Source organism: Allobosea sp. Root670, from assembly GCF_001429415.1.
Lineage (GTDB): Bacteria > Pseudomonadota > Alphaproteobacteria > Rhizobiales > Beijerinckiaceae > Allobosea > Allobosea robiniae.
On the sequence record NZ_LMJU01000020.1, the window covers coordinates 232,847 to 257,981 of the forward strand.

The window sequence follows — 25,135 nt, forward strand, 5'->3', positions numbered from 1 at the left end:
GACGGCATGCGCGAGGTGGGAGCCAGCGCTCAAGGAGGTCGTTTCATCGTCTTGTTCGACCCCAACAGACTGATTGCCGCCATTGCGCGCTCGGGGGACCGGGCCGCTTTCGCCGCGCTGTTCGACCATTTCGCGCCCCGCGTGAAGGGGTTGCTGATGCGCGGCGGCGCCCCGGCGGAGCTGGCCGAGGAGGTCGCGCAGGAAACGCTCCTGACCGTCTGGCGCAAGGCAGCCCTGTTCGATCCCGCGAAGGCAAGCGCCTCGACCTGGATCGCAACGATCGCGCGCAACCTGCGCATCGACATCGCCCGACGTGAGATCCGGTCGCGGCTATCGCAAGTTTACGAGATCCTGGATGAAGAAGCCCCCGAACAACCCGATGCGATGCTCTCCGGCGCCGAACGCGATGCGCGCGTGCGGGCCGCGATGACCCAGCTTTCACCCGACCAGTACCGCGTGGTCGAACTCGCCTTCATCGAAGGCTTCAGTCATCAGGATGTCGCCGATCGCCTCGCCATCCCGCTGGGCACGGTGAAATCCCGCCTGCGCCTGGCGCTGTCGCATCTGCGCGGCCGGCTGGAGGATCTGCGATGAGCATCGGGCATCGCCCATCCGACGAGACACTCACCGCCTTCGCCGCAGGGCAGCTCGACGAAGGCTTGGCACTGGTCGTCGCCTGCCATATCGAGGCGGATCAGGAGAGCCGGCGCCGCCTGCGGGAACTCGAGGCCGTACAAGGCGCACTGCTGGATGCGGTCGAGCCCATCCCGATGGCTTCCGGCCCAAATCCTCCGGCCACCGCAGCACGAGCCGAACCAGGGCCGGCTGCAGCCGTCCCGATGTCCGAAACCGGGATGCCGAAGGTACTGCGCCCCTATGGCCTCGGTCCCTGGCGCCCGATCGGCATCCGCATCGCCATGCGCCGCGTCGAGGTTCCCGGTGCGGGCGCGCGCGTCTTCATGTTGCGCGCCGGGCCGGGGATCGCCTTGCCGCACCACAAGCATACGGGGGTCGAGTGGACCACGATCCTTGCCGGTGCCTATGAACACGAATACGGGCGCTACGCGGCCGGGGATTTCGACGAGGCCGATTCCGAACACGATCACACGCCGCGCGTCGATCCCGTCGAGGGCTGCACCTGCATCGTCGCGATGACGGGGAGCGTGCAGTTGCAGGGCTGGCTCGGCCGGCTGCTGCAACCGCTGGTGCGGTTTTGACGGTCGCTTCTTTCGCCACGGCTGTTATCTTCATGGCCGTGGCCATGTCCGCTTTCATGGCCCTGGCGACGCTGGTCGAACGCCGCACCGGCAATTCCGGCTGGATCGATGTGGTCTGGACTTTCGGGTTGGGCCTGACGGGTATCGCCGCCGCCTTGCTGCCTTTTGGGGCGGGGCCGGCCTCGAGACGTCTGCTCGTAGCCGCACTCGCACTGGCCTGGGCGCTTCGGCTGGGCCTGCACATCGCGCAGCGCACGAGCGGCATCGCAGAGGATCCGCGCTATGCTAAGCTGAAGCGCGACTGGGGCGGCGATGCGCAGCGGCAGCTGGCTCGGCTGCTGCAGATGCAGGCGGTGGTCAGCATTCCCCTGGGATTGGGGATCGTCCTCGCGGCACATAGCCCAGCGCCAGCGCTGGGCTGGCGGGATTTTGCCGGTGTCGCCGTGTTCGCCGCCGGCCTTGCGGGAGGCGCCATCGCCGATGGGCAATTGCGGACCTTCGCACGCTCGGGAGCGGGCGGCGTCTGCGACTCTGGCCTGTGGCGCTGGTCGCGGCACCCGAACTACTTCTTCGAGTGCCTGCTCTGGTGCTCCTATCCCGTGATCGCGCTCGCGACCGGCTACCCCTGGGGCTGGCTTGCCTTGCTGGCACCGGCCTGCATCACGCTGCTGCTCACCCGCATCTCCGGCATACCGCCCCTGGAAGAGCACATGCTCGCCAAGCACGGCGAGGCCTATCGGGCCTATCAGCATCGAACCAGCGCCCTGATCCCGCTACCGCCGAAAGGAGCGACGTCATGACGATCATGCAGAAGCTTTCGACCTGGGGCGAAGGGCTGCCCGTACCCGATGCCGTCAGCCGCATGGTGATCGCGTCGCTGGTCGGGCGCACGGCGCGCTCGCTGGCAGCGCAATCGGCCGGTGCCGCGGCCTTCGCCCGCGACATGGCGGAATTTCCGATAGCCGTTCATACCGATGCCGCCAATGCCCAGCATTACGAGGTGCCGGTCGCTTTCTTCGATCAGGTGCTCGGCCCGCGGCGCAAGTATTCCTGCTGCTATTACGCGGATCCCGGCGACACGCTGGCCGCAGCGGAAGACAAGGCGCTGGAGCTGACCGCAGAGCATGCCGATCTCGCCGATGGACAGGACATCCTCGAACTCGGTTGCGGCTGGGGTTCGCTCTCGCTGTGGATGGCGGAGCGCTATCCGCTGGCGCGGATCGTATCGGTCTCAAACTCGGCTTCGCAACGCGCCTATATCGAAGAGCAGGCGCAGCGCCGTCATCTCGCCAATCTCCGCGTCGTCACCGCCGACATGAACGAGTTTGGCACGAAGGAGCGTTTCGATCGCGTCGTATCCGTCGAAATGTTCGAACACATGTCGAACTGGCGCGAGCTGCTCGGGCGGGTTCGTGACTGGCTGAAGCCGGACGGCCGGCTCTTCATCCATGTCTTTGCCCATCGGCAGGGCTGCTACCGTTTCGACACCGCCGATACGGGCGACTGGATCGCGCAGCATTTCTTCACAGGCGGCCTGATGCCGAGTGCGACGCTCGCGCACCAATTCCCCGATCTCTTCACCGTCGAGGCCGAATGGCGCTGGGGCGGCGAGCACTATCGCGCGACGGCAGAGGACTGGCTGGCGAATTTCGATCGCAACCTCGCGAAGATCGATCCGATCCTGCGCGAGACCTATGGTGCGGATGCGTCGCTCTGGCGTCGGCGCTGGCGGCTGTTCTTCCTGGCCACGAGCGGACTGTTCGGCCATGAAGGCGGCGATGCCTGGGGCGTTCATCACTACAGGTTGCGCGCGAGCTGACGGATTGGCCGACTGGGGCTAGAACCAGCCCCAGTCGGCCGCCCGGCGGACGACGCCATAGGCGATCCATGTGCACAATCCGACGACGACCGTGCCGTAGACGAGATCGACGAGCGTGATCGTCAGCGTCCAGGGACGCAAGCTGGCGTAGTTCGTCAGATCGTAGGTCGCATAGGCGAGCAGGCCGATGAGCGCGCCATTGAGCAACGCGGTGCCGGCGCTGCCGTCACGCAGGGCCGGCATCAGCGCGAAATAGACGACCCCGAGCGGGAAACCGAAATAGAACAGCGCGGCCGGCCAGTAGCGCACCTGCTCGACGATGAGATCGCCGAGCGCGGGCCGATAGAGCCTTGCCGTCATCGTGCCCAGCCAGATGGCGTCGCAGATGCCGAAGGCGACGATGAAGGCGATGTAACCGGCGACGAAGCGCATGGCGATCTCCTGGATTCTGCGAGGAGATACGTGCGGCGGGCCGGCTCGGTTCAGTATCGCCGTCGAGATCGCGCGGCCGCGGCGCTGATCCACCGCAGCGCTTAAGGCGTATAGATTGCGACGCTTCTCTGGCCCCAGGCTATGATGACGATCCGAATTGTCCGACGCGCGATCCTGCCCCTGCTGGCCGGACTGGCCCTTCCTGCATGCGCAGCCCTGCGCCCCGGCGGCCTGACCGAGGGGGCTCGCGATGTGGCCTATGGTCCTCATCCCCGGCAACGGATGGATATCTACGTGCCTTCGGGTGGCGGCAGCGCGCGGAAGCCGGTGGTCTTCTTCATCTATGGCGGTTCATGGGCCAATGGCGCGAAGGAAACCTATGCCTTCGTCGGCGAAGCGCTTTCCGCGCGCGGCTTCATCACGGTGATCGCGGATTATCGCCTGGTGCCCGAGGTGCACTTCCCGGTCTTCATCGAGGATGGAGCGCTGGCGCTGCGTTTCGTCCGAGATAACATAGCCCGCTTCGGTGGCTCCCCGAAGGCAATCCACCTGATGGGGCATTCGGCGGGCGCCTACAACGCGATGATGCTGACGCTGGACCGGCGTTATCTTGCCGCCGTGGGAATGCGTGCCGACGATATCCGCTCCACCGTAGGCCTCTCCGGCCCCTACGACTTTCTGCCGTTCGATATCGACGTTACGAAGGCGGCGTTTGGAAACGCGCGCGAACTCGCCCAGACGCAGCCGATCAACTTTGCAAGGCGCGACGCCCCGCCGGTCCTTCTGGTGACAGGATCCGCCGACACAACGGTACTCCCCCGCAACAGCGAGCGCCTTGCCCTAGAGCTCAGAAAGGCGGGTGCGCGATCGATCTCGCTGAAGATCTATCAGGGGCTCGGCCATACAACCACAGCCACGGCGCTGTCCACGCTTCTGCAATGGCAGGCGCCAATCCTCAACGATGTCGTCGCGTTTCTTCAGGCGACATCAGCAAGGTGACTGCCGAGTTCTGCGCCAGAAGCCGTCAGATTTCGCACGGTGGATAACCGCCGTGGTCGCGGCCCGATTGATTAGGCAAGCTTATTAGCCCTATCGAATCCAGATGGCTAATCGAAGAGTGGGTCTGTGACTAGGTTCCTCGCAAGCTGATGCAGCGAACGAGGGGTAAATGCCTTCCATCGAGACCAAATTCCTTATTCCGCCCTTCCTTCTGGCGGCCGGCCTGATCGGCTCGACACCCGCGCTCGCTCAACAGCAGGCAGCCAACCCCGTGCCTCTGACGATCCAGGAGCAGGGCAGCTTCGCCGTCGGCGGGACGGTGGCGAAGACCGCAGGCACCTATGATAACAACAAGCCGACGGCCGCCGGCCAAAGCCTGCACGGCGACCATCTCTACGCCTTCTATCAGGTTCCGCAGAACCCGAAGGCGTTGCCGATCGTGATGCTGCACGGCGCCTTCCAGTCGGCGCGGAGCTGGGAGACGACCTCCGACGGGCGCGAAGGCTTCCAGACCCTGTTCCTGCGCCGCGGTTTCCCCGTTTATCTGGTGGATCAGCCGCGTCGCGGGCGGGCTGGCAACAGCACCGTCGCGACGACGATCGAGCCCACCCCTTACGATCAGCTCTTCTTCGATCAGTTCCGGCTCGGCAAATGGCCGAACTACTTCGACCATGTCCAGTTCGACCGCAAGCCCGAGACGCTGGACCAGTTCTTCCGCTCGGTGACGCCGAACACCGGTCCCTACGATGCCGGCGTGATCTCCAACGCGATGGCGGCGCTGTTCGCCAAGACCGGTCCTGCAATCCTGTTCACACATTCCCAGGGTGGCGGCCCGGGCTGGCTGACGGCGATCAGGAGCGCGAACGTTAAAGGCATCGTCGCCTTCGAACCGGGGAGTGGCTTCATCTTCCCGGAGGGCGAACTGCCCCCGGTTATGCCGAGTGCGGCCGGGACCTTGTCGCCCGAGGCCGTGCCGACGGCGGATTTCCAGAAGCTCACCCGCATCCCGATCGTCATCTATTACGGCGACAATTTTCCGGTCGAGCCGACCGCGGAGCGTGGCCAGGACAACTGGCGGGTGCGGCTCGCCATGGCCAAGCTCTGGGTCGCAGCCGTCAACAAGCATGGTGGTGACGCGCGCCTCGTGCATCTCCCCGAGATCGGCATCAAGGGCAACACGCATTTCCCGATGTCCGACCTCAACAATGTCGCGATCGCCGATCTGGTCTCGAAATTCCTGGCCGAGAAGAAGCTCGACTGAACCGCTTGCGCGACAGCCGGCGCGACGCGGGCAGCGCTCTCCCTTCGGATCACGGATCGGAGGTCGAAATGACCATAACAGCCATCAACACGAGCAGGCGCGAATTCCTGGGAGCCTCCGCGCTCGTGCTCTCCGTTACAGTTCCAGGAGTTTCAGCAATGGCCAATCCCACCACGGTCGCAGCCGACTCCAAGCAGAATCCGTTCGGCTTGGTCTATGGCGGTGCGATCACGAATAACGAGCCGGGCAAGGTCAACATCCACCCGGTCACCTACAAGCTGGGCGGGCTGGACATCGTCGCCAATGTCTACACCCCGGCGAACTACGATCCGAGACGGAGGTATCCCGCCATCGTCGTCGCGCACCCGAATGGCGGCATCAAGGAACAGGTCGCGGGCCTCTATGCCCAGCGCCTGGCGGAACAGGGCTACATCACGATCACGATGGACGCGGCCTATCAGGGCGGCAGCGGCGGCCAGCCGCGCAGCGTCGACAAGCCCCAGTTCCGCATCGAGGATATCCATGGCGCAGCGGACTTCATCACCCGCTATGCGGGCGTCGATGCCGAGCGTCTCGGCCTGCTCGGTATCTGCGGTGGCGGCGGCTACGCATTATCGGCGGCGAAGGCCGACAAGCGGTTCAAGACCATCGCGACGCTGAGCATGTTCAACTCGGGACGGGTTCGTCGCAACGGCTTCGCGGATTCGCAACTGAACACGATTCAGGACCGCCTGAAGCAGGTTTCGCAGGCTCGTGCCCAGGAGATGGCCGGGGGAGAAATCCTCTATGCGGGCGACGCCAACCTGACCGACGCGCAGATCGCCAAGCTTCCCTTCGAAATGTACCGGCAGGGTTACGAGTACTACTGGAAGACGCACGCGCATCCGAATTCGACCTTCAAGTACACGATGAGCAGCCTGCTCGACCTGATGCGCTGGGATGCCACCGACCAGATCGACCTGATCGACCAGCCGCTGCTGATGATCGCCGGCAGCAAGGCCGACAGCCTCTACATGACCGAGGACGCGTTCCCGAAGGCTGTCGGCACCAAGGACAAGGAACTGTTCAAGATCGAGGGTGCGACGCATATCGAGACCTATTGGGTCCCCAAATATGTCGACGCCGCGCTGGGCAAGCTGACGCCGTTCTTCGCCCGGACCCTCGTCTGACCGTTCAGGACCCGCGGACCCATCGCTTGGGCCATCCCGTGAAAGCTTTCAGCAGCGTGACGTCCCGGTTCCGTTCCGGGCCGTCATGGTCTTGCCCCTGAGGAGCACTGCATCCGTGAAGAAGCTCACCCGAAATCTGTTCGTCGCAGCCGTCCTGCTGCTCTCCGGAGGACTGTCCACCATGGTGATCGCCCAGAGCCAGCCACCCGCCGCATCCAGCACGACTCCCGCCAAGCCGCCCTCCCGGGCCCAGCAACTGATGGGCGACATCGCGCCCAAGATGGCGGAGCTCACCGACAATGTGCTGTTCGGCGACATCTGGGAGCGCCCGGGCCTCGCCAAGCGCGACCGTAGCCTGGTCACCGTCAGCGCGCTGATCGCACTGAACCGTCCCGATCAGCTCCGCTCGCATCTCGCGCTCGCGCGGCAGAACGGTGTCAAGGAGGAGGAGCTCGTCGAGGCGATCACCCAACTCGCCTTCTACACCGGTTGGCCCAACGCCATCACGGCGATCGGGGTCGCCCGCGACGTCTTCAAGCCGAAATGATGGCCGGGATGTTTGCGCCAGGACTCGCTCTCATCGCTATGCTGCTGCCCATCGCCTCTGCCCTGGCCCAAACCAGTCAGGAGATCGTCGTCCAGCGCGCCGGCTCCCAGAAGCCGAGCGTCGGCGCCGGCCAGAATTTTACCGGCACTGTCCGTGTCGACGGCCGCTTCCAGGGCAGCGCGCCGGCGCGGGTCAGCGGCGGCACGGTGACCTTCGAACCGGGAGCGCGCACCGCCTGGCATACGCACCCGCTCGGCCAGACGCTTATCGTCACGGCCGGCGCGGGACTGGTGCAGCACTGGGGCGGTGCGACCCAGGAGATCCGTCCCGGCGACGTCGTCTGGATCCCGTCCGGCGTGAAGCATTGGCACGGCGCAGCGCCGACCACGGGCATGACGCATGTCGCCATCTCGGAGGCACAGGACGGCAAGACCGTCGACTGGCTGGAGCACGTCACCGACGAGCAGTACCGGCGCTAGAAACGAGACGAAGATGAAAATCCCTGCATTCCAGATCGCCCTGGCCAGCCTGTCCATGGCTGCCGTTCTTGCCGTCGGCTGGCAGGTCCATGCCGAGGCGACACGGGTCACCTTCCCGCAGCTCGACAAGCTGGTGCACTACACCACCGTGCGCCGCGGCAACGTCATGGAGCACATCATGACCACGCCCGAGGCGATCCAGGCGATCAAGGATCGCCAGCCCGTGCCCGCTGGCACGCATTTCGTTCTCGTCGACCATCGCGACGGCAAGCTCTTCCGCTATTTCGTCATGGAAAAGGGCCAGGGCTGGGGCGCGGATTACGACGAGCGCCGCCGTACCGGCGACTGGCAGTTCCAGTGGTTCTGGCCGGACAAGACCATCAACACCGCGGAGAACACTGCGCGCTGCCAGTCCTGCCACAGCAGCCAGTCGGGGGCGGAATATCTGTTCACCGGTTCCCGGATTCCCCGCTTCAACGGCACGCCGATCGAATAGTCGGGAAATCGCGAGGTGAACCGTCTTTTTCTCACCCGTTTGTGGCTCGATGGCCTGACCGCGGCGCTGCTGCTGCTCGGCTTCGCCTATTGGTGGCTGGGCAACGCTGTCCATGAGCTGGCGGGAACGGCGATGTTCCTGCTGATCATTGCCCATAACGTCTTCAACCGGCGCTGGTGGAGCGGGATCCCGCGGACGCGGCGCGAACCGCGCAGCCTGTTCAATGTCGGAGTGACCTTCGCGCTCCTGATCGCCATGCTGGTGCTGCTCGCAACCAGCGTGCTGATCTCGAACGCGCTGGCGCCATACCTGCCGCCCTGGGGTGGCTTCACCGTGCGGCAGATCCACACGCTCGCCGCCTACTGGATCCTGATCATCGTCGCGATCCATCTCGGCCTGCGCTGGCCGCTGCTGATGGGGGTGGCGCGCAACCTGTTCGGGATCAAACGAACGAACCCGCTGCGAACACTCATGCTGCGGGCGATCGCCGGGACAATCGCGATCCACGGCGTCTGGAGCTTCGTCCAGCTCGGTCTGGGTACGAAACTCTCCATGCAGATGACGCTGGATTGGTGGAACTTCGAGGAAGCGGTCGCGGGCTTCTTCATCCATTGCGCGGCCGTCGCCGGGCTCGTGATGGTCATCACCTATTACGGGTTCAATCGCGATAGCGCAGGACGTCGACGAGCACCGACAGGGCCGGCGAGAAATGCCGCCGGCTCGGATAGTAGAGGTGGTAGCCGGGGAATGGCGGGCACCAATCCTCGAGCACCCGTATGAGCCTGCCCGCGCGAATATGCGGGATCGTCTGATCCTCGGGGAGGTAGGCCAGCCCGAGACCGTCGAGCGCCGAATTCAGGCGCAGCGCGAGGCTATTGAACACGAGTTGCCCATCGCCCCGCACCTTGACCTCGCGGCCATCCTTTTCGAGGCCCCAGGGAAACAGCCCGCCATAGGTCGGGAGACGAGACGCGATGCAGTTATGTGAGGCCAGGTCCTGCGGTGACTCCGGAATACCGAAGCGCTTGAAATAATCCGGCGATCCGACCACGGCCATGCGCATCTCCGGCCCGATCCGGACGGCGATCATGTCCTTCGCGACCTGTTCGCCCAATCGCACCCCGGCATCGTAGCCCGCCGCCACGATGTCGACGAGACCATAGTCGACGATGATCTCGACCTTGATGTCGGGATGATCCGGCAGGAAGCGCTTCAGGGCAGGCTGCAACGCCGAAATAGCAGCATGTTCGCCGGCCGTGATGCGAATCGTCCCGGCCGGCTTGCCGCGCAATTCGCCGAGTGCCGCGATCTCCGCCTCGATCTCGTCGAAGCGTGGCGCGACGGTTTCGAGAAGGCGCATGCCGGCCTCGGTCGGGGCGACGCTTCGGGTCGTGCGCGTCAGGAGCCGCAGCTTCAAGCGTTCCTCGAGAGCCTTGATGGTCTGGCTGAGCGCCGACTGCGAGACGCCCAGCTTGGCACCGGCCTTGGTGAAGCTGCGCTCCTTCGCAACCATGGCGAAGGCGGCGAGATCGTTGAAGTTCGGCTGCGCCATTGATTAGAGTGCCTTATGAGCCCGGTCGAATTATAGCTCCTTATCCCGATGGCCGGCACGTGCTGGCAATGCCTCATCAACACATCGATTCAATGTTGCTCGCGGCCGAATTCTGGGCCGCGCCAGTTGCGGACATTGAAGTGCGACGATTGCGGTCTCGGGTTGTTGATCAAGATGGCCCGGCTGAAAGTAAGTAGCGCCAGCCTGCGGACCAGTGAGCGTTCCAAGGCGCTGCGCCTCATGGGCAAGCACCTTGATCACTACATGGAACGGTTTGACAAGCTGCGACGCACCGCGAATGCCGAGACCACGTTTACGGCGAAAGTTGCGCAGCACGACCTGACCAAGCTCAGCGGCGTCGAGCTGGAGCGGCTGGTGACCGGCTATTTCCGGGATGCGGTCGAGCCGACGGCAGCAAACCCTCCGCTCGACAGTGAGGATCACCTACAGATCGAAGAACACCGTCTCGCTCTCGCCGGCGAGGTTGATGTCGAGCCACCAGGTGCCGTCCGGCTTGCGCTGGGCGATCAGGGTGTGCCTGCGCGCTTCGGGCACCAGATTGAGGATCGGGTCGGTCTCGTTGCCCTCGCCATCGGCGAAATAGAGCCGGGTCGGCAGGCGCCTCAGCAGGCCGCGGCCGAAGACCGAGAGCGCGATATGCGGCGCCTGCAGGCTGTTGCCGGGGCCGGGCACGCGGCCGGGGCGGATCGTGCGGAAGCGGAAGACGCCGGACTTGTCGGTCGAGGCGCGGCCGAAGCCGACGAAATGCCGGTCGAGCGCCACATCGGCGCGGTCATCGTCCGGGCTGGCATAGCGGCCGTTCGCGTTCGCCTGCCAGATCTCGATCATCGCATCCTCGATCGGTTTGCCGTCGGCATCGTAGACGCAGCCGGCGAGCGCGATGACCTCGCCCTCGGGCGTACCCGAAACATTCGAGCCCGAGAGCAGGAAATGCTCCGGCGGCATCAGGTCGGGCCGCGCGCCCATCTCGGAGCGCTCGACCAGATCGGCGCCGCCCTTCCAGGGCAGACCGTAATGGAAATAGGGGCCGACCGTCTGCCACGGCGTCTGGCCGAAGATCGACGGGTCCTGGCTGTCCTGCCGCGGCGCGGCGTTGCGAGTTTCCAAATCCCCGCCAGAAGAGTCAGTGGTCGTCGTCATGGTCGTCCTCGAACGGCGTCTGGTCGCGGCCCTTGAGCACGATGTCGAAGACATAGCCCAGCGCCCAGTTCGGCACGGTGGTGCCGATATCGAAGCGCGAGACCATGCGCTGGCGATAGGGCATCGGCACGGCATTCGCGATCGGGTCGATCTCGATCAGCGGATCGTCGGGGAAATACATCTGCGTGACCAGCCGCGTCGCGAAGGCCGGGCCTAATAGCGAGAGATGGATATGGGCCGGGCGCCAGGCGTTCTTGTGGTTGCCCCAGGGATAGGCGCCGGGCCGGATCGTGACATAGCGATAGCGGCCCTGTTCGTCGGTGATCACGCGGCCGACGCCAGTGAAATTCGGATCGAGCGGCGCCGGCCAGTCGTCCTTGGCGTGGATGTAGCGTCCGGCGGCATTGGCCTGCCAGATCTCGACGACGGTGTTCGGCACGGGCCGTCCGTCCTCATCGAGCACGCGGCCGGTCACGACGATGCGCTGGCCCTGCGGCTGCGCCTTGTGCTGGGTGGTGAGGTCGGCCATCGCCGGCCCCATCAGGCGCGACCAGTCGGTCGGCCCGGTGACCTCGGTCAGCGTCTGCGGGATCGCGATCGGGGTCTGACGCGGGCTGCGTGCCACGGTCGAGCGGTAATCCGGCGAGAGCGAGGCCGGCTGCCCGGCATCGAGCCCCGCATAGGGAAGGATCAGGCTGCTCATGCGGCTTATCTCTCCTCAGCCATGGCTCGGCGCGGGAACGCTGATCGGGCGCGCGAGCCTTGATTGCGCGGTCAGCCGGATGCCGGCATTGGCCGCGCCATAGCCGGCATAGCCATCGCGCTGGACGATCTCGAAGAACAAGCCACCATCCAGCGTCTGCGTATAGGCCTGACGGAAGGCGCCGCCGGCATCGCTGTCATAGAGGATGTTCAGCGCCTTCATCGCATCGATCTCCTCGGCCGTCAGGTCGGAGCGGGCTTCGAGGTCGTCATAGTAGTTCTCGGGGATGGGTAGCATGGCGACGCCATTCGCCACCAGCCGCTTGACGGTCGCGGCGATGTCGTCGGTCGCGAAGGCGATGTGCTGCACGCCCGAGCCGAAGAAATCGGTGATGAACCGCGCCGAAAGCGTGCGGTGGCTCTGCGAGCCGTTGAGGATGAGCCTCAAGCCATGGCCGTTCCGGCCGTCGAGCCCGCTCTCGATCACCTGGCTCTGAACCACGCCGCCGGGGTCGAGCACGGCCTGGCTCGGCGTCTTCCGCGTTTCGAACAGCGAGGAATAGAACAGCAGCCAGGTCAGCATCTCCTCGTACTGCATGCTCTGCGAGACATGGTCGACGCCGGTGAGCCCGGCATCGTCCGAGGCCTCGCCCGTCGCCTCGAAATCGACCTCCGCCCAGCGGCCCAGCGCCGAAGCCTGGTCGAGGAAATAGAGCAGGCTGCCGCCGAGCCCGCGCACGGCGGGGATGTCGAGCTCATCCGGCCCGATCGCGCCGGCATGGGGCACGTCGAGCAGGGCCTTGGCGCGGGCGATCGCGGCCTGCGCATCCGGCACGCGCAGGGCCAGCGCACAGACCGAGGTGCCATGCGTGATCTGGTAGCTATGGGCGAAGCCGTCGGCCTCGCTGTTCAGCACGATGCGGATATCGCCCTGGCGCCAGAGATCGACATCCTTGGAGCGATGCGCGCCGGCTCGCGCGAAGCCGAGCGCCCGCAACAGCTTCTCGAAACCGGGCCGTTCGGCCTCCGACACCGTGAACTCGATGAACTCGACCGCCTCGACCGGGGCCGGCGGCGGCATCGGCACCGCGCCGGGCACCGGCTTGCCGACTTGCCGCGCGGTCTCGTCGAGCAGCCAGATCAGCGAGCGATGGCCGTCGAGCGCGACGGAACGCGCGGAGGGCACCGGCTTGCCGACTTGCCGCGCGGTCTCGTCGAGCAGCCAGATCAGCGAGCGATGGCCGTCGAGCGCGACGGAACGCGCGGAACCGGCGCGGAAGCGATCGTTGAAGATCTCCAGCGAGAGCACGCCGTCATAGCCGGTCGCGGCCAGCGCGCGCATGAAGCCGGAGAGATCGAGGTCGCCCTGGCCGGGCAGGCAGCGCCAGTGCCGGCTCCAGGAGAGCGGGTCCATCTGCAGGAGCGGCGCGTCGGCCATCTGCACCATCTCGATCTTGTCGCGCGGGATCGTGCCGATCGCCGCAAGATCGAGGCCGCGCGCCAGGATGTGGAAGGAATCGAGGATGATCCCGACCTCCGGCCGGTTGGCGCGGCGCACGATCTCCCAGGCGTCGCGATAGTCGAAGACATGCCGCCCCCAGGCCAGCGCCTCGTAACCGACGCGAAGGCCGCGCCGGCCCGCGCGCTCGCCGAGCTCGGCGAAATCGGCGGCGAGCCGGTCAATGCCCGGCAAGGCTTCCGGCGAGACGCTGGAGCAGATGAAGAGCAGGTCCGTTCCCAGTTCCTGAAGCAGGTCGAACTTGCGCTCGGCCCGGTCGAAGACGCGCTGGCGGCGCCCTTCCGGCATGCCCTCGAAATCGCGGAAGGGCTGGCAGGTCACGATGGTCAGGCCGAGATCGCCGCAGATGCGCCGGACCTCGGTCGGAGAACCGGGGAAGGCGATCAGGTCGTTCTCGAAAATCTCGACGGCCTTGAAGCCGGCGGCGGCGATGGCCTCGAGCTTCTCCTGAAGTGTGCCGGAAACGCAGACGGTGGCGATCGACGGTAACATGGCTGTCCTTCCCGAACTGGCACATCGTTGCCCGCAGCAGTTCCGGGCAGGGCTATCGCTTTCACACGAAGGCGGAGACCTGATGCGGCGCGTAAGGCTCCTCCAGCGAGGCGATTTCATCATCCGGAAGTTTGAGCTGAAGCGCTGCGAGGGCATCATCGAGCTGCGCCATCTTGGTCGCACCGACCAGAGGCGCCGATACACCCTCCTTCTGCAGCAGCCAGGCGAGAGCCACTTGAGCGCGTGGTGCGCCAAGACGCTCTGCGACTTCCCCAACGCGTTGGACTACCAAACGGTCGGCATCCTTGGCCTTGTCGTAGAAGCCCTTACCCACTTCGTCCGTCGCGGCGCGCGCGGTTGCCGGCTCGTCCTGCCAGGGACGCGTCAGACGGCCTCGCGCCAAGGGGGACCAAGGCACGACACCAACTCCCTCGGACCGGCATAGCGGCAGCATCTCACGCTCCTCCTCGCGGTAGAGAAGGTTGAGATGGTTCTGCATGGAGACGAAAGGCGCCCAGCCATGCTGGCGCTGGAGGCCGAGCGCCTTCATGAATTGCCAAGCGTGCATGGAAGACGCTCCTAGATAACGGGCCTTGCCGGCCCGAACCACGTCGCTCAGCGCCTCAAGCGTCTCCTCGATGGGCGTTTCATAGTCCCAGCGGTGAATTTGATAGAGATCGATGTAGTCGGTACCCAGACGTCTAAGGCTGGCATCGATCTCTGCGAAGATCGCCTTTCGCGATAGGCCATGACCATTCGCATCGGGACGCATGGGACCATAGACCTTGGTGGCGATTACCACGGCTTCTCGTGTGGTGAAGTCGCGGATGGCGCGGCCGAGAACCTCCTCGCTAGCGCCATCGGAGTAGACATTCGCGGTGTCGAAGAAGTTGATGCCGGCTTCCAATGCCTTGCGAATGAAGGGGCGCCCTTCATCCTCGTTCATCACCCAACTATGGTTGCCGCGCGTCGGATCGCCATAGCTCATGCAGCCTAGCGCGATGCGCGAGACCTTCAAGCCGGTCCGGCCTAGATTCCGATATTCCATACTATCCTCGCGCGGCTCAGAGGCCTGATAATTCCGAGAAAATTGCGCTATCCATAACCTGAGGATCGCGCGGGATGAGGGGCATGAAATCCATCCGTTCGAGGATATCGCGGCGGATGTCGACGCCAGGCGCGACTTCGCTCAAAACGAGGCCCTCATTCTCCAGATTGAACACTGCCCGCTCGGTTACGAACACCGCCTTATGGCCGCGCTTGAGCGCCTGCTTGCCTGAATATGTAATCTGCTCGACCTTGCTGACGAGCTTTCGCACCGAGCCGTGCTGCGCAATTGCGAGCTTGCCGCCGCCGACCTCCAATCTGCTGCCCTTGGTGTCGAAGGTACCGCAGAACACGACCTTCTTGGCATTCTGAGCGATGTCCATGAAGCCGCCGGGCCCGACGGTCAGCCCGCCGAGCTTCGAGACGTTGACGTCGCCGGCCTCATCCAACTCGCCAAAGCCGAGGAATGCGGTGTCGAGGCCGCCACCGGCATAGAAATCGAACTGGGACGGGCCGTCGATCATGGCCGAGGCGCTGCGGGCAAAGCCGAAGAGCAGGCCAACCAGCAGTGCGCCGCCATAAGTCCCGTGCTCGATGGTCTGGTAATAGCGCCCGACTTCGCCGCGCTCGGCGACCATCTTGGCAACACCCTCGCCGATGCCAACGCCGAAATTGATCACGTCGCCCTCGGTCAACTCTTGATAGGCGCGGCGCGCGATCAGAGAGCGGATGTTGAGCGGCTCGGGCGGATCGAGCGGCGTCGGGCCGCGGCGCTCGCCGGAGATGAGCGGGTCGTAAGGCACGTCGTAGCTCATGCGCTGGTCGGGATCGACCACGACGGCATCGACGATGGCTCCGGGGACTCGGACCGAGCGCGCCGGAAGCGAGTTTACATCGACCGCCGTACGAACCTGCGCGATGACGATGCCGCCGGAATTATGGGCTGCGAGAGCCGCGGCATAGACATCCACATTCGCCGCTTCCTGATCCAGACTGATATTGCCGGCTGCGTCGCCGAAGGAACCGCGGATGATCGCGACGTTGATCGGGAAGGATTTGTACCAAAGCAATTCCTGTCCGCCGAGGTTGACGACTTCGACCAGGTCCTCTTTCGCAGACGCATTCATCTTTCCGCCCTGGTGGCGCGGGTCGACAAAGGTCCCAAGACCGACATGGGTGAACAGGCCCGGCCGCTGCCCGCCGATCTCGCGATACAGCTGCATCACGCAGCCGCTCGGCAGGACATAGGCCTCAATCTTCTCGTCGCGCGCCATCTCCTGCATCTTCGGCGACCAGACCCAATGGCCGCCGATGACGCGCTTCACTAGCCCCTCATGAGCGAAGTGGTTCATGCCCTCGGTCTTCTTGTCGCCGATCCCGAGTGCGTGCAGCACGGTGAGGTTGCGCGGGTAGCCGGTCGAGAGGAAACGGCGCGAGACGGCGCGGAAAGTATGCGTCGCCTCCATCAGGCCGCCACCGCCCCCGATCAACGCGACGGTATCGCTGTCCTTGATCAGCGCGACGGCCTGGTCGGCCGTCATGAACTTGTCGCGGGCCATCAGATGGCCTCCGTCGGCGCTGCGTCCGGCTTGCGTGGCACCATCAGCCGGTGCTCGCCTTCCTGAACCACCTCGCCATGCTGGTTGAGGAGCTCGATGGCGATGGTCAGGATGCCCATATCGCTGCGGCTCCTGGGGATACGCATATCCGCGATCCTGAACTTGACCTGCAATGTGTCGCCGATCCGGATCGGCCGCTTGAAGTTCCAAGTCCAGCCGAGGGCGATGCCGTCATGGAAGAAGCCTGACTGCACCTTCATGCCATCGGTCAGGGACAGCCCCATCAACCCGTGTGCGATGCGGCCCCCGAAAACTGTCGATTGGGCATAAATCTCGTCCATATGGATCGGAGAGAAGTCACCGGCGACGCCGGCGTAAGCCAGAACATGCCCTTCGGTTACGGTGACGCGCGGAGTCAGCCGCTCGTCGCCAATCTGAATTTCTTCGTAGAATTTGCCCGGAAGCATGATGGCTTGATCCTTTGGATTTCATTCCGAGGCGGGTGCTTTGCCGCCACCTGCTCAGTGCAGGAGCTGCCCGAGGAAGGCCTGGGTGCGCGGGTTTTGCGGGTTGGCGAAGAAGGGCTCCGGCTTGCCGATCTCGATGATCTCGCCGCGGTCCATGAAGATCACACGATCCGCGACCTTCCGGGCAAAGCCCATTTCGTGTGTCACACACAGCATGGTCATGCCCTCGTCGGCGAGGCTGACCATCGTGTCGAGCACCTCCTTGACCATTTCGGGGTCCAAGGCTGACGTCGGCTCGTCGAAGAGCATGAGCTTCGGCGTCATGCACAAGGCTCGCGCGATGGCCACACGCTGTTGCTGACCGCCGGATAGCTGGGCTGGGTATTTCTCGGCCTGATCACCAATGCGAACGCGCGTGAGAAAGCGCATCGCGAGTTCCTGGGCGTTCCTCTTCGACGTCCCACGAACCTTCATCGGCGCCAGCATGCAGTTCTCTTTCACCGTGAGGTGCGGAAAGAGATTGAACTGCTGAAAGACCATGCCGACCTCGGCGCGGACGGCGTCGATGTTCTTCTGCCCCGCACCAAGGTCGTAACCATCGACGACGAGCCGGCCTTCCTGGTAGCGCTCAAGGCTATTGATGCAGCGGATCAGCGTCGACTTTCCCGACCCGGAAGGCCCGCAGATCACGATGCGCTCGCCGCGCGCGACCGTCAGCGCGATGTCCTTCAGGACTTGGAATGTGCCGAACCACTTCTGAACCCCGCTGATGTCTACGATGGGGGACTGAGTGGAATTATCCACGCGGAGTTGCTGGTCTGACATGTGTGTGCTCATGGGAAAGAGGCGGGCGGCGCAACGCCGCCCGCGCGCCAGTTACTGCACCACCGAAATCGGTAGGGCGGCCTCGCCCTCACCAGTCGTGGGCATCTGAGCGAGCTCGCCGCCGATCCACTTCTTGTAGAGGGCTGGCAATTCGCCGCTCGCGAGCTTCCGGGCAACGAAATCGCTGAGGTAACTGGCCCATTCCCGCGACGCCGGTCGCACCGCGAAGGCGTTGTAGGCGCGGGCAACGACGAATTTCTGCTCAAACTTTCCTGGTCCGGCGACCTGAGCGATATTCGGCACCTGCGTCGCGGCGCCGCCAATCATGTCGACCTGTCCCGCAATAAGCGCCTGGACGGTTGCAGCATCGTCGTCGAAGCGCTGGATGATCGCGCCGGCCGGCGCCGCCTTCGTGATGGCGATGTCCTGTGGCGTGCCGCGTGGAACGCCGACACGCACGCCCTTCAGGTCGTTCCATCCCTTGATGTCGGCACCAACCTTGCCAATGTAGATTGTGTCGTTGGTGGTGTAGGGCCGCGCGAACAGCACGACCTTCTGGCGGTCGGCGAAGATGCCCATCACAGCGGCCAAAACGTCGACCTGGCCAGTGAGCAGCGCCGCGACCCGATTGCTCGATGTAACCGGAGTGACTTCGGCCTTCACGCCGAGGTCCTTGGCCAGCATCTCACCAAGCTCGATGTCGAAGCCGGTGAGCTTGCCGGAGGCATCGCTGAAGCCCCACGGGACCTGGGAGACCTGCGATCCGATCTTAAGCACGCCCCCTTTTTTGATCGAGTCGACCGTCTGTGCGGCCGCTATGCCAGCGACAGCAGAAGTTGCGAGGACGAACATGGCCGAAGCCACTGCGGTGCGACGGAATGATTCAACCCACTTCATAGGCATTTTCCTCCAGTTGGTCTTTTGGTGTGGTCTTCAGGATTTCACGGCGAAGCGCTTCTCGAGGCGCATGCTCAGGCGTGAAAGCGGGAAGCAGAGAAGGAAGTAGACGATTGCGGCGCAGCCGTAGGCGAGCAGCGGTTTGTAGGTCGCGCTGGCGATGATCTGAGCAGCGCGCGAGAGCTCGACGAAGCCGATAATCGCCGCGAGTGAGGTGCCCTTGATCAGCTGCACCATGAAGCCGACCGTCGGCGCCACTGAGATCCGCATGGCTTGCGGCAGGACGACATTGCGCATGCGAGAGACGTAGCTCAGGCCAAGCGCATAGGCGGCTTCGCTCTGTCCGCGCGGTACGGCTTGGATGCTGCCACGCCAGACCTCGCCGAGGAATGCACTGGCATGCAAGGTGAAACCGATGGTCACCGCGACCCAGGGGTTCACCTTGTACCCGAGAACCGGCAGTCCGTAGAACACCAGGAACAGCTGCATGAGCAGCGGCGTGCCTTGAAAGAAATCGATGTAGAAGCCGGCACAGCGGCGCAGCCAAGCGCGCTCCGAAGTGCGCATCAATGCGATCGCCAGCCCGACTACTCCGCCCCCCGCGAAGGCGATAAGCGATAGGAGAATTGTCGACTGAACGCCCGACAGGATGGCGAGTGCTTCCGACAGACCGAATTCTCTGATCATGCCGTCCTCACTTCACGGGATAAGAGAAATAGAGACGGTCGATCAGCTTGAACAACGTTGCGAAGGCGAACGACATCGTGAGGTAGAGGATCGTTGCAACGATGTAGATTTCGAAGCTTCGGAACGTCATCGTGTCGATCGACTGGGCGATCGAAGTGAGCTCCTCGGCAGAAATCGACGAGACAATGCTGGTCGTGAGGAGCGTCAGGACAAACTGGCCGGATAATGCTGGGAAAATGATCCGCAGGGCCGGCTTCAAGATGATGTGACGGAAGATTTGCAGCGGTTTCAGGCCGAGGGCGGTGCCGGCCTCATACTGTCCGCGCGCGATCGCATCGATTCCACCACGAATAACCTCCGCCGAAAACGCTCCGCAATTGAGGCTCAGCGCTAAGATGGCTGCGCTCCAGGGCTGAAAGCTGATGCCGAGAGCCGGCAGGCCAAAAAAGATGAAGAAGACCTGCACCAGGAACGGCGTATTCCGGATGATCTCGACATAGGTGCTGGCCGCGATCCGAGCCGCTGCGAAGCGGCTTTGCTTGGCGAGTGCGGTCAGAATTCCGATCACGAGCCCCGCCGAGATCGAGATGGCCGACAGCAGGACTGTCAGCCAGCAACCTCGCAGCAATTGCTCCCAGTACGGAAGTAGGACTGAAAAATCGAACTGATACGTCAAGGTTTCCTCCAGGCGCCCTGGTCTTCTGCCAAGGTCGTTGGTTCAGGGAATCCGGAAAAACTCCCGGTAAAGAGGGATCTGCTCGCTCAGCATGGGAAGCCCCGGGTGCGTGGCGAAACCCTGCGCAGCGGCCTCACGGAGAAGGCGCGTTTCGGCCGGCTTCATGATGATGTCGGCGACAAGGCATTCGGAACGCAGATCATTCAGCTCGAAGGGCAGTGGATCATTGCCGCCCAAACCGAGCGGCGTTGCGTTCACCACCACATCGCTTGCTGCATCGGGAACATCCGCGACCTCAGCAAGTCCGGGCCACCTCTCGTCGAGGCGGCTCGCGAGCGTTTCCGCACTTGCGCGGTCTATATCGACGATCGTGATGCTCGCGGCCTGCGCCCGAAGGATGGCGGCCGCGATCGAGACACCCGCCCCACCGGCGCCAACAACCGTGAAACGCTTGCCCGCAATCGAGCGGTCAGCCCGCTCCAACCCGCGTACGAAGCCCTCGCCGTCGAAGTTATCCCCGAACCACGTGCCGTCAGCCTCGCGCCGCATGGCGTTGACCGACCTTGCCAGCCGAGCGGTGCCGCTCAACATGTCCGCCTGATCGTGGACGCTGCGCTTATGAGGGACGGTGACGAGGAGCCCGTCGAGGTTGTCGATCTGTTTCAGCCCATTGACGACTGCCGCCAACGACCGTGCTGATACCTCCACAGGGATCAGCACGGCGTCCACGCCCCGCTCAACAAAGAGCTGGTTCATCATCGCCGGTGCCATGACTTGGGCGACAGGGTCGCCAAGCACAGCGAAAAGCCGCGTTCTGCCGCTGATCGCCTTCGCCGCGGAAGGCTCGCTGGTCGGGAGAAGGGCATCTGCCAAGCGTGAGGTCCGTCATAAAAATGGAATGAATTCCATAAATCTCATAATTCCAGTTTCGTCAAGAACGGTGACACTCCGTTCCAAATCGAATAGTGTCCAATTGGAACGGAGGCTCCATGGATCGGGCGATCGCGATCATCGACTTGTTGTCGCGCCACGCTGGCGGACTGCCGCTCATGGCTGTGGCCGACACTTTGGCCATCCCTCGAAGTGCCACACACCGCCTTCTCGCGGACCTCAAAGACGAAGGTTACGTCCGCCAAGAGTTCGATGGCGGGGCCTACCGCCTAACCGCAAAGATCGTGGCCCTTGGCTTCAGTCATCTGGCGTCCACCGGTATTACCACCAGGATCCAGCCGCTCCTCGACGGGCTCGCTGACAAGACCGGCGAACTGGTTACGCTGGCCGTCATCCATGACCGAAAACTCATCCGCGTCGCGAAGGCGCAGGGCGCGAGGCGTGGGCTTCTGTACAACCCCGACGAAGGAGCCGAGGTCTATCTGGCCGCAACCTCGAACGGCCATGCTTGGCTTTCATGCCTTGACGAGGACGAGGTGTTGCAGCTCGCTGCCAAGCAGGGATTGAAGCGTGAGGGGTATGGACCGAACGCGCCACGATCAATGCGAGACCTGTTGATCTTTGTCGATGCTGCGCGTGAACTCGGCTATGCTAAAATCTTCGAAACCTACGAGCCGGGAACTTCCGCGATCGCCGTCGCCATCTTCGACGAAGCGACGCAACGCCCTATCGGCACAATCAGTGTCGCCGGGCCCGTCATACGCATGACTAGCGAAGCAATGGATCAGATCCTGCCCTCCCTGCGCGGCGCAGCCAGCGCCATCGCCAAGGCCGGCACAGGGCTACCCATTTTCTCCGAACCGGCGCATTGACATGTCTAGCCGTATCCGAGCCTTAGGAATGCTCGAAACATTGGCGCAATGTCCCGCCGGCTTGCCATTGCGAGACCTCGCCCACAGATTAAAAATACCGGCGGCAGCTGCTGAACGAGCCGTTCAGGGCCTGGTCGATGGTGGCTTCCTCTTTCGCTCGGCGGACGGCACCGTGAATTTGAGCGTGAAGCTCGCTGCTCTCGGCTTGGCCTATCTCGGCACCAGCGGCATAACCGACCTTGTTCAGCCGATTCTCGATGACCTCGCCAAACGAACAGGAGAATTGGTGCGGCTGGCCGTCGTCGAAAGTGATCATTTGACCTGGGTAGCCAAATCTCAAAGTACGCAAAGCGGCCTGTTCTATGTCCCACACACCGAGCCGGAAGTTTATCTTGCGGCCACAGCCAATGGCCAGGCCTGGTTAGCGAACCTCAGCGACGAGCAAGTGAAAATTGTCGTCGAGAAACAGGGTCTGCATCGATCTGGACTCGGTCCCAACGCTCCGGCCACCATCGAGCAGTTGCTTACGCAGATCGAGCGGACGCGCCAGCTCGGATATGCGTGCGTGACGGAGGCTTACGAGATAGGGACATCTGCAATGGCTACCGCGATCCGCAAGCGCGGTGTGGGAACCCCTGTCGGCACGATCAGTGTAGCAGGTCCGACCATTCGAATGACGCCTGCTCGCATGACAGAAATTGCGCCCTGGCTACTTGCCAGCGCCGACGAACTCGGCGCAGCGGCTGCTTCATCCCCCTTGTTCAGCCTTACCTGATACCGACCGGGATGGCGCTTGACGTCTGCTCGCGTGCGGATGCGCTAGCTCGCTCTTAAATTCTCAACGTGCTCGTTTGTGGGCGGCTCCGATGAGCAGACCGGGCCGTTACGGCGTCGCGTCATTCGGCCCCGAATGACGCGTTTTCGCCGCCGTGACCACTCTCCCCATATGTTGGCGTCCTAGCCGATTGTTCTCATCCATGAACTCGATACATTCTTGTTTGCATGCAGGAACGAATTATGCGGTACTGCGCCCGGCTGAGTTGAAATGAGATTGGGGCAATGGGCCACGCTGCGGAGACCCTCGGTTCTGTTCGCACCCGTGATATGCGTTTTGCCTACGCGCGCGTGGGCCAAGGCACCCCGATCCTGTTGCTTCACGGATGGCCACAGACGTCGTTCGCCTGGCGAAAAATCATGCCACTTCTCTGCAATGAGCACGACGTAATCGCGCCCGATCTGCCAGGCTTCGGTTACTCATCGAAGCCGGATAGCGGGTTCGACAAGAAGACTGTTTCCGCGCGTCTAAGAGAATTTGTTCAATCACTCGGTTTGTCGCGCATCGCTATTGCCGGTCATGACTTGGGAGGACACGTCGCCTTTGCGTACGCTGCCCAGTGGCCGGACGAAGTGAGCCATCTCGTGTTCATTGAGAGCAGCCTCCCTGCCTTTGGCCAAGAAGCGGGCATGGATGTTGCCAGAGGTGGGAGCTGGCATTTCGGCTTCAACATGGCAGGCGACATCTCGGAAGAGCTGGTCAGGGGGCGAGAGTTTCTGTTCGTCGACCATTTCATGCGGCGTGAGAAGGTCGGCTTGTTCGACGCAAATGCCGTCGGCTCTTCTGAAATCGAACACTATGCGCAGGCGCTCGCCAGGCCGGGTGCGCTGCGTAGCTCCTTCAGCTATTACCGAACCATACCGATTGATCGCGAAGACAATCGGGCGTGGGGGCAGACGCCTCTACAAATGCCGGTTCTCGCTGTGGGCGCCGACTGGGGATACGGCGATGCATCGTCGCGGACGATCCGTCAGGTCGCAAGCAATGTCGAAGATGTCCTGATCGAGCGATGTGGCCACTATCCGCCAGAGGAGAGGCCGCACGAGCTGGCCGCCGCAATCAAGCAATTTCTCGGGAGATCACGCTCCGCAAGGAGCTGATCCAAGGCTGCGACTAGAACCTACGGAGGAGACCATGAGCACGAAGCTCGAAGGTTTCGAACATCGCATGGTGATGGCGGGTGAGGTTGGGCTTCACGCGGTCATTGGTGGATCGGGTTCGCCTGTCGTTCTTTTGCATGGGTTTCCCCAAACTTGGTGGGAATGGCACAAGGTCATGCCTGAACTCAGCAAGCACCACACGGTGATCGCGCTCGATTTGCGAGGTGCCGGTCATTCAGACAAGCCGCAAGCAGGGTATGACAAGGCTTCCATGGCGGCAGACGTACACGCCGCGATGAGATCGCTGGGCTTTGCCCGTTACGCCGTCTGTGGGCATGATATCGGAGCCATGGTTGCTCTTGCGTTGGCATTCCAGCACCGCGAGGCCTTGACGCGTCTCGCAATCCTGGACGCTCCGATGCCCGGCTGGAGTCAATGGGAAGCCAATTTCGCTGATCCAAAGGTGTGGCACTTCGCATTTCACATGCGACGGGATTTGCCGGAATTGCTGATCCAGGGGCGTGAACTGACGTATGTTTCAACGTTCTTATCGGACAGAGCCTTCAACCACGGCGCATTCGAGCATCATGATATCGAGATTTTTGCTCGCGCTCTCGCGCAAGTCGGAAACACCCGCGGCGCACTCGAATGGTACCGTGCCTTTCCTTTGGATCACGCCAATGGTCTCGCCTGGAAAAAGGCGCCCTTGACGATCCCGGTTATGGCTCTGGGTGGGGAACACCGATATGGGGAAAAGATGATCCCCATGCTCAAGGAATTCGCTTCCAGCGTTGTAGGAGGATCCATCGCAGGTTGCGGCCATTGGGTGCCGGAAGAGCGGCCAGCGGAGACCGCCAAGAGGCTTCTCTCATTTTTTGAGACGTGACTCAGCTGGACATCCTCGCTCCGCGCTCGTCCGAGCGCGTAAAAGCGCCAGAGTCTGAGCAGAGCGGCTTGTCAGCATTCAACAGCGGCTTTGCAATGTACATGTTTCTGAAGTTGAGACTTGTGGCTGCCAAGCAAATTCGGGCGGCTGCTCCGGCAATGCACTTGAGCTTCAATGCGAGCCCTTAGGCCGAAGAAGGTACACCGCGCCGGACTGTGGGCTTCATCCCGGTCGAACCTCGCGCGGCTTTCTATAGAACCCGCTCACGCGGCCTTTGCGAGGCTTGGCGCGACGGTGAAGGGCGCGCCGGTCTTGGCCTTGACCTCGTCGAGCGTGACGCCTGGCGCGAGCTCGACCAGGGTCAGCCCGCCGCCGTTTTCCTTGGCGCAGCTCATCACGCAGAGATCGGTGACGATGAGGTCGACCACGCCCGCACCGGTCAGCGGCAGCGTGCAGCGCTCCAGCACCTTGGATTCGCCCGCCTTGTTGGCGTGCTCCATCACGACGATGACCTTCTTGACGCCGGCGACGAGATCCATCGCGCCGCC

General features: G+C 63.4%; 29 protein-coding genes and 1 pseudogene. 15 read left to right on the top strand and 15 right to left on the bottom strand.

The window, feature by feature from the left end:
- The first annotated feature begins 15 nt into the window (after nt 1-15).
- Genes ASE61_RS24785 through ASE61_RS24800 form a run of 4 tightly spaced genes read left to right on the top strand, consistent with a single transcriptional unit; the run spans nt 16 to nt 3,036 of the window.
- Nucleotides 16-594, top strand: a complete 579-nt coding sequence (locus tag ASE61_RS24785) for a sigma-70 family RNA polymerase sigma factor (RefSeq protein ID WP_274532903.1) — start codon at nt 16-18, stop codon at nt 592-594.
- Complete coding sequence (locus ASE61_RS24790; RefSeq protein ID WP_061971494.1) at nt 591-1,217, top strand: ChrR family anti-sigma-E factor; 627 nt, start codon at nt 591-593, stop codon at nt 1,215-1,217. The genes ASE61_RS24785 and ASE61_RS24790 overlap by 4 nt, the downstream gene beginning before the upstream one ends.
- A 44-nt stretch (nt 1,218-1,261) precedes the next feature.
- Nucleotides 1,262-2,017 (top strand): DUF1295 domain-containing protein, encoded by a 756-nt coding sequence (locus ASE61_RS24795; RefSeq protein ID WP_244493016.1) that lies wholly within the window; start codon nt 1,262-1,264, stop codon nt 2,015-2,017.
- Nucleotides 2,014-3,036 carry an SAM-dependent methyltransferase gene (locus ASE61_RS24800; RefSeq protein ID WP_061971498.1) on the top strand — a complete coding sequence of 341 codons (1,023 nt, stop codon included), beginning with the start codon at nt 2,014-2,016 and terminating at the stop codon, nt 3,034-3,036. Before ASE61_RS24795 ends, ASE61_RS24800 begins: the two co-directional genes overlap by 4 nt.
- An 18-nt stretch (nt 3,037-3,054) precedes the next feature.
- On the opposite strand, the gene ASE61_RS24805 is transcribed toward ASE61_RS24800, so the two are convergent.
- On the bottom strand, nt 3,055-3,468 hold the full coding sequence (locus ASE61_RS24805) for a DUF2177 family protein (protein ID WP_061971500.1): 414 nt from the start codon (nt 3,466-3,468) through the stop codon (nt 3,055-3,057).
- A 144-nt stretch (nt 3,469-3,612) separates the two neighbouring features.
- On the opposite strand from ASE61_RS24805, the gene ASE61_RS24810 reads away from it, so the two are divergent.
- From ASE61_RS24810 to ASE61_RS27450, 7 genes and pseudogenes are all read left to right on the top strand, one after another.
- Nucleotides 3,613-4,467, top strand: a complete 855-nt coding sequence (locus ASE61_RS24810; RefSeq protein ID WP_162260151.1) for an alpha/beta hydrolase — start codon at nt 3,613-3,615, stop codon at nt 4,465-4,467.
- 169 nt (nt 4,468-4,636) lie between these two features.
- On the top strand, nt 4,637-5,728 hold the full coding sequence (locus ASE61_RS24815) for an alpha/beta hydrolase (RefSeq protein WP_082617725.1): 1,092 nt from the start codon (nt 4,637-4,639) through the stop codon (nt 5,726-5,728).
- Nucleotides 5,729-5,886: 158 nt separating this feature from the next.
- Entirely contained in the window at nt 5,887-6,897 is a 1,011-nt protein-coding gene (locus ASE61_RS24820; protein WP_244493018.1) for an alpha/beta hydrolase, read from the top strand.
- A gap of 115 nt (nt 6,898-7,012) precedes the next feature.
- Complete coding sequence (locus ASE61_RS24825) at nt 7,013-7,444, top strand: carboxymuconolactone decarboxylase family protein (protein WP_061971506.1); 432 nt, start codon at nt 7,013-7,015, stop codon at nt 7,442-7,444.
- An 8-nt stretch (nt 7,445-7,452) separates the two neighbouring features.
- Entirely contained in the window at nt 7,453-7,923 is a 471-nt protein-coding gene (locus ASE61_RS24830) for a cupin domain-containing protein (protein WP_061971601.1), read from the top strand.
- Between the two features lie 13 nt (nt 7,924-7,936).
- Complete coding sequence (locus ASE61_RS24835) at nt 7,937-8,419, top strand: cytochrome P460 family protein (protein WP_061971508.1); 483 nt, start codon at nt 7,937-7,939, stop codon at nt 8,417-8,419.
- Between the two features lie 132 nt (nt 8,420-8,551).
- Nucleotides 8,552-8,812, top strand: a pseudogene (locus ASE61_RS27450) (DUF4405 domain-containing protein); the annotation flags it as partial.
- A gap of 265 nt (nt 8,813-9,077) precedes the next feature.
- Here the strand turns inward: ASE61_RS27450 and ASE61_RS24840 are convergent.
- The 13 genes from ASE61_RS24840 to ASE61_RS24895 form a co-directional block, all read right to left on the bottom strand.
- Nucleotides 9,078-9,971 (bottom strand): LysR family transcriptional regulator, encoded by an 894-nt coding sequence (locus tag ASE61_RS24840; protein ID WP_061971510.1) that lies wholly within the window; start codon nt 9,969-9,971, stop codon nt 9,078-9,080.
- Between the two features lie 30 nt (nt 9,972-10,001).
- Entirely contained in the window at nt 10,002-10,415 is a 414-nt protein-coding gene (locus tag ASE61_RS26720) for a hypothetical protein (protein WP_156407223.1), read from the bottom strand.
- Nucleotides 10,416-11,132 (bottom strand): protocatechuate 3,4-dioxygenase subunit alpha, encoded by a 717-nt coding sequence (gene pcaG / locus ASE61_RS24845; RefSeq protein ID WP_061971512.1) that lies wholly within the window; start codon nt 11,130-11,132, stop codon nt 10,416-10,418.
- A complete protein-coding gene (gene pcaH, locus ASE61_RS24850) occupies nt 11,116-11,835 on the bottom strand; it encodes a protocatechuate 3,4-dioxygenase subunit beta (RefSeq protein ID WP_061971514.1) in 720 nt (239 codons plus the stop codon). Before pcaH ends, pcaG begins: the two co-directional genes overlap by 17 nt.
- Nucleotides 11,836-11,850: 15 nt before the next feature.
- Nucleotides 11,851-13,845, bottom strand: coding sequence for a bifunctional sugar phosphate isomerase/epimerase/4-hydroxyphenylpyruvate dioxygenase family protein (locus tag ASE61_RS24855; protein WP_061971516.1), 1,995 nt, complete (start codon nt 13,843-13,845; stop codon nt 11,851-11,853).
- 61 nt (nt 13,846-13,906) lie between these two features.
- Nucleotides 13,907-14,893: an aldo/keto reductase gene (locus tag ASE61_RS24860; RefSeq protein ID WP_061971518.1), complete on the bottom strand. Its 987-nt coding sequence runs from the start codon at nt 14,891-14,893 to the stop codon at nt 13,907-13,909.
- A gap of 16 nt (nt 14,894-14,909) precedes the next feature.
- Entirely contained in the window at nt 14,910-16,451 is a 1,542-nt protein-coding gene (locus tag ASE61_RS24865) for an acyl CoA:acetate/3-ketoacid CoA transferase (protein ID WP_061971520.1), read from the bottom strand.
- The gene (locus ASE61_RS24870; protein WP_061971522.1) at nt 16,451-16,918 is read right to left on the bottom strand and encodes a MaoC family dehydratase; all 468 of its coding nucleotides are present in this window, start codon (nt 16,916-16,918) and stop codon (nt 16,451-16,453) included. The genes ASE61_RS24865 and ASE61_RS24870 overlap by 1 nt, the downstream gene beginning before the upstream one ends.
- Before the next feature lie 54 nt (nt 16,919-16,972).
- The gene (locus ASE61_RS24875) at nt 16,973-17,743 is read right to left on the bottom strand and encodes an amino acid ABC transporter ATP-binding protein (protein WP_061971523.1); all 771 of its coding nucleotides are present in this window, start codon (nt 17,741-17,743) and stop codon (nt 16,973-16,975) included.
- A gap of 51 nt (nt 17,744-17,794) precedes the next feature.
- The gene (locus ASE61_RS24880) at nt 17,795-18,640 is read right to left on the bottom strand and encodes a transporter substrate-binding domain-containing protein (RefSeq protein WP_162260152.1); all 846 of its coding nucleotides are present in this window, start codon (nt 18,638-18,640) and stop codon (nt 17,795-17,797) included.
- Between the two features lie 36 nt (nt 18,641-18,676).
- Nucleotides 18,677-19,327, bottom strand: coding sequence for an amino acid ABC transporter permease (locus tag ASE61_RS24885; protein WP_061971527.1), 651 nt, complete (start codon nt 19,325-19,327; stop codon nt 18,677-18,679).
- A gap of 7 nt (nt 19,328-19,334) precedes the next feature.
- Complete coding sequence (locus ASE61_RS24890) at nt 19,335-20,003, bottom strand: amino acid ABC transporter permease (RefSeq protein ID WP_061971528.1); 669 nt, start codon at nt 20,001-20,003, stop codon at nt 19,335-19,337.
- Between the two features lie 42 nt (nt 20,004-20,045).
- The gene (locus tag ASE61_RS24895; protein WP_061971530.1) at nt 20,046-20,876 is read right to left on the bottom strand and encodes a shikimate dehydrogenase family protein; all 831 of its coding nucleotides are present in this window, start codon (nt 20,874-20,876) and stop codon (nt 20,046-20,048) included.
- A gap of 116 nt (nt 20,877-20,992) precedes the next feature.
- Here ASE61_RS24895 and ASE61_RS24900 point away from each other — a divergent pair, with 116 nt between their 5' ends.
- The 4 genes from ASE61_RS24900 (at nt 20,993) to ASE61_RS24920 (ending at nt 24,587) form a co-directional block, all read left to right on the top strand.
- Complete coding sequence (locus ASE61_RS24900) at nt 20,993-21,766, top strand: IclR family transcriptional regulator (RefSeq protein WP_061971531.1); 774 nt, start codon at nt 20,993-20,995, stop codon at nt 21,764-21,766.
- Between the two features lie 28 nt (nt 21,767-21,794).
- The gene (locus tag ASE61_RS26195) at nt 21,795-22,541 is read left to right on the top strand and encodes an IclR family transcriptional regulator (RefSeq protein ID WP_162260153.1); all 747 of its coding nucleotides are present in this window, start codon (nt 21,795-21,797) and stop codon (nt 22,539-22,541) included.
- Nucleotides 22,542-22,825: 284 nt separating this feature from the next.
- Complete coding sequence (locus ASE61_RS24915; RefSeq protein ID WP_061971536.1) at nt 22,826-23,701, top strand: alpha/beta fold hydrolase; 876 nt, start codon at nt 22,826-22,828, stop codon at nt 23,699-23,701.
- A 34-nt stretch (nt 23,702-23,735) separates the two neighbouring features.
- The gene (locus ASE61_RS24920) at nt 23,736-24,587 is read left to right on the top strand and encodes an alpha/beta fold hydrolase (RefSeq protein WP_061971538.1); all 852 of its coding nucleotides are present in this window, start codon (nt 23,736-23,738) and stop codon (nt 24,585-24,587) included.
- A gap of 263 nt (nt 24,588-24,850) precedes the next feature.
- Here ASE61_RS24920 and ASE61_RS24930 read toward each other — a convergent pair.
- Nucleotides 24,851-25,135: CoA-transferase (locus ASE61_RS24930; RefSeq protein ID WP_320409894.1), on the bottom strand; the 285-nt coding region annotated here is incomplete at its 5' end.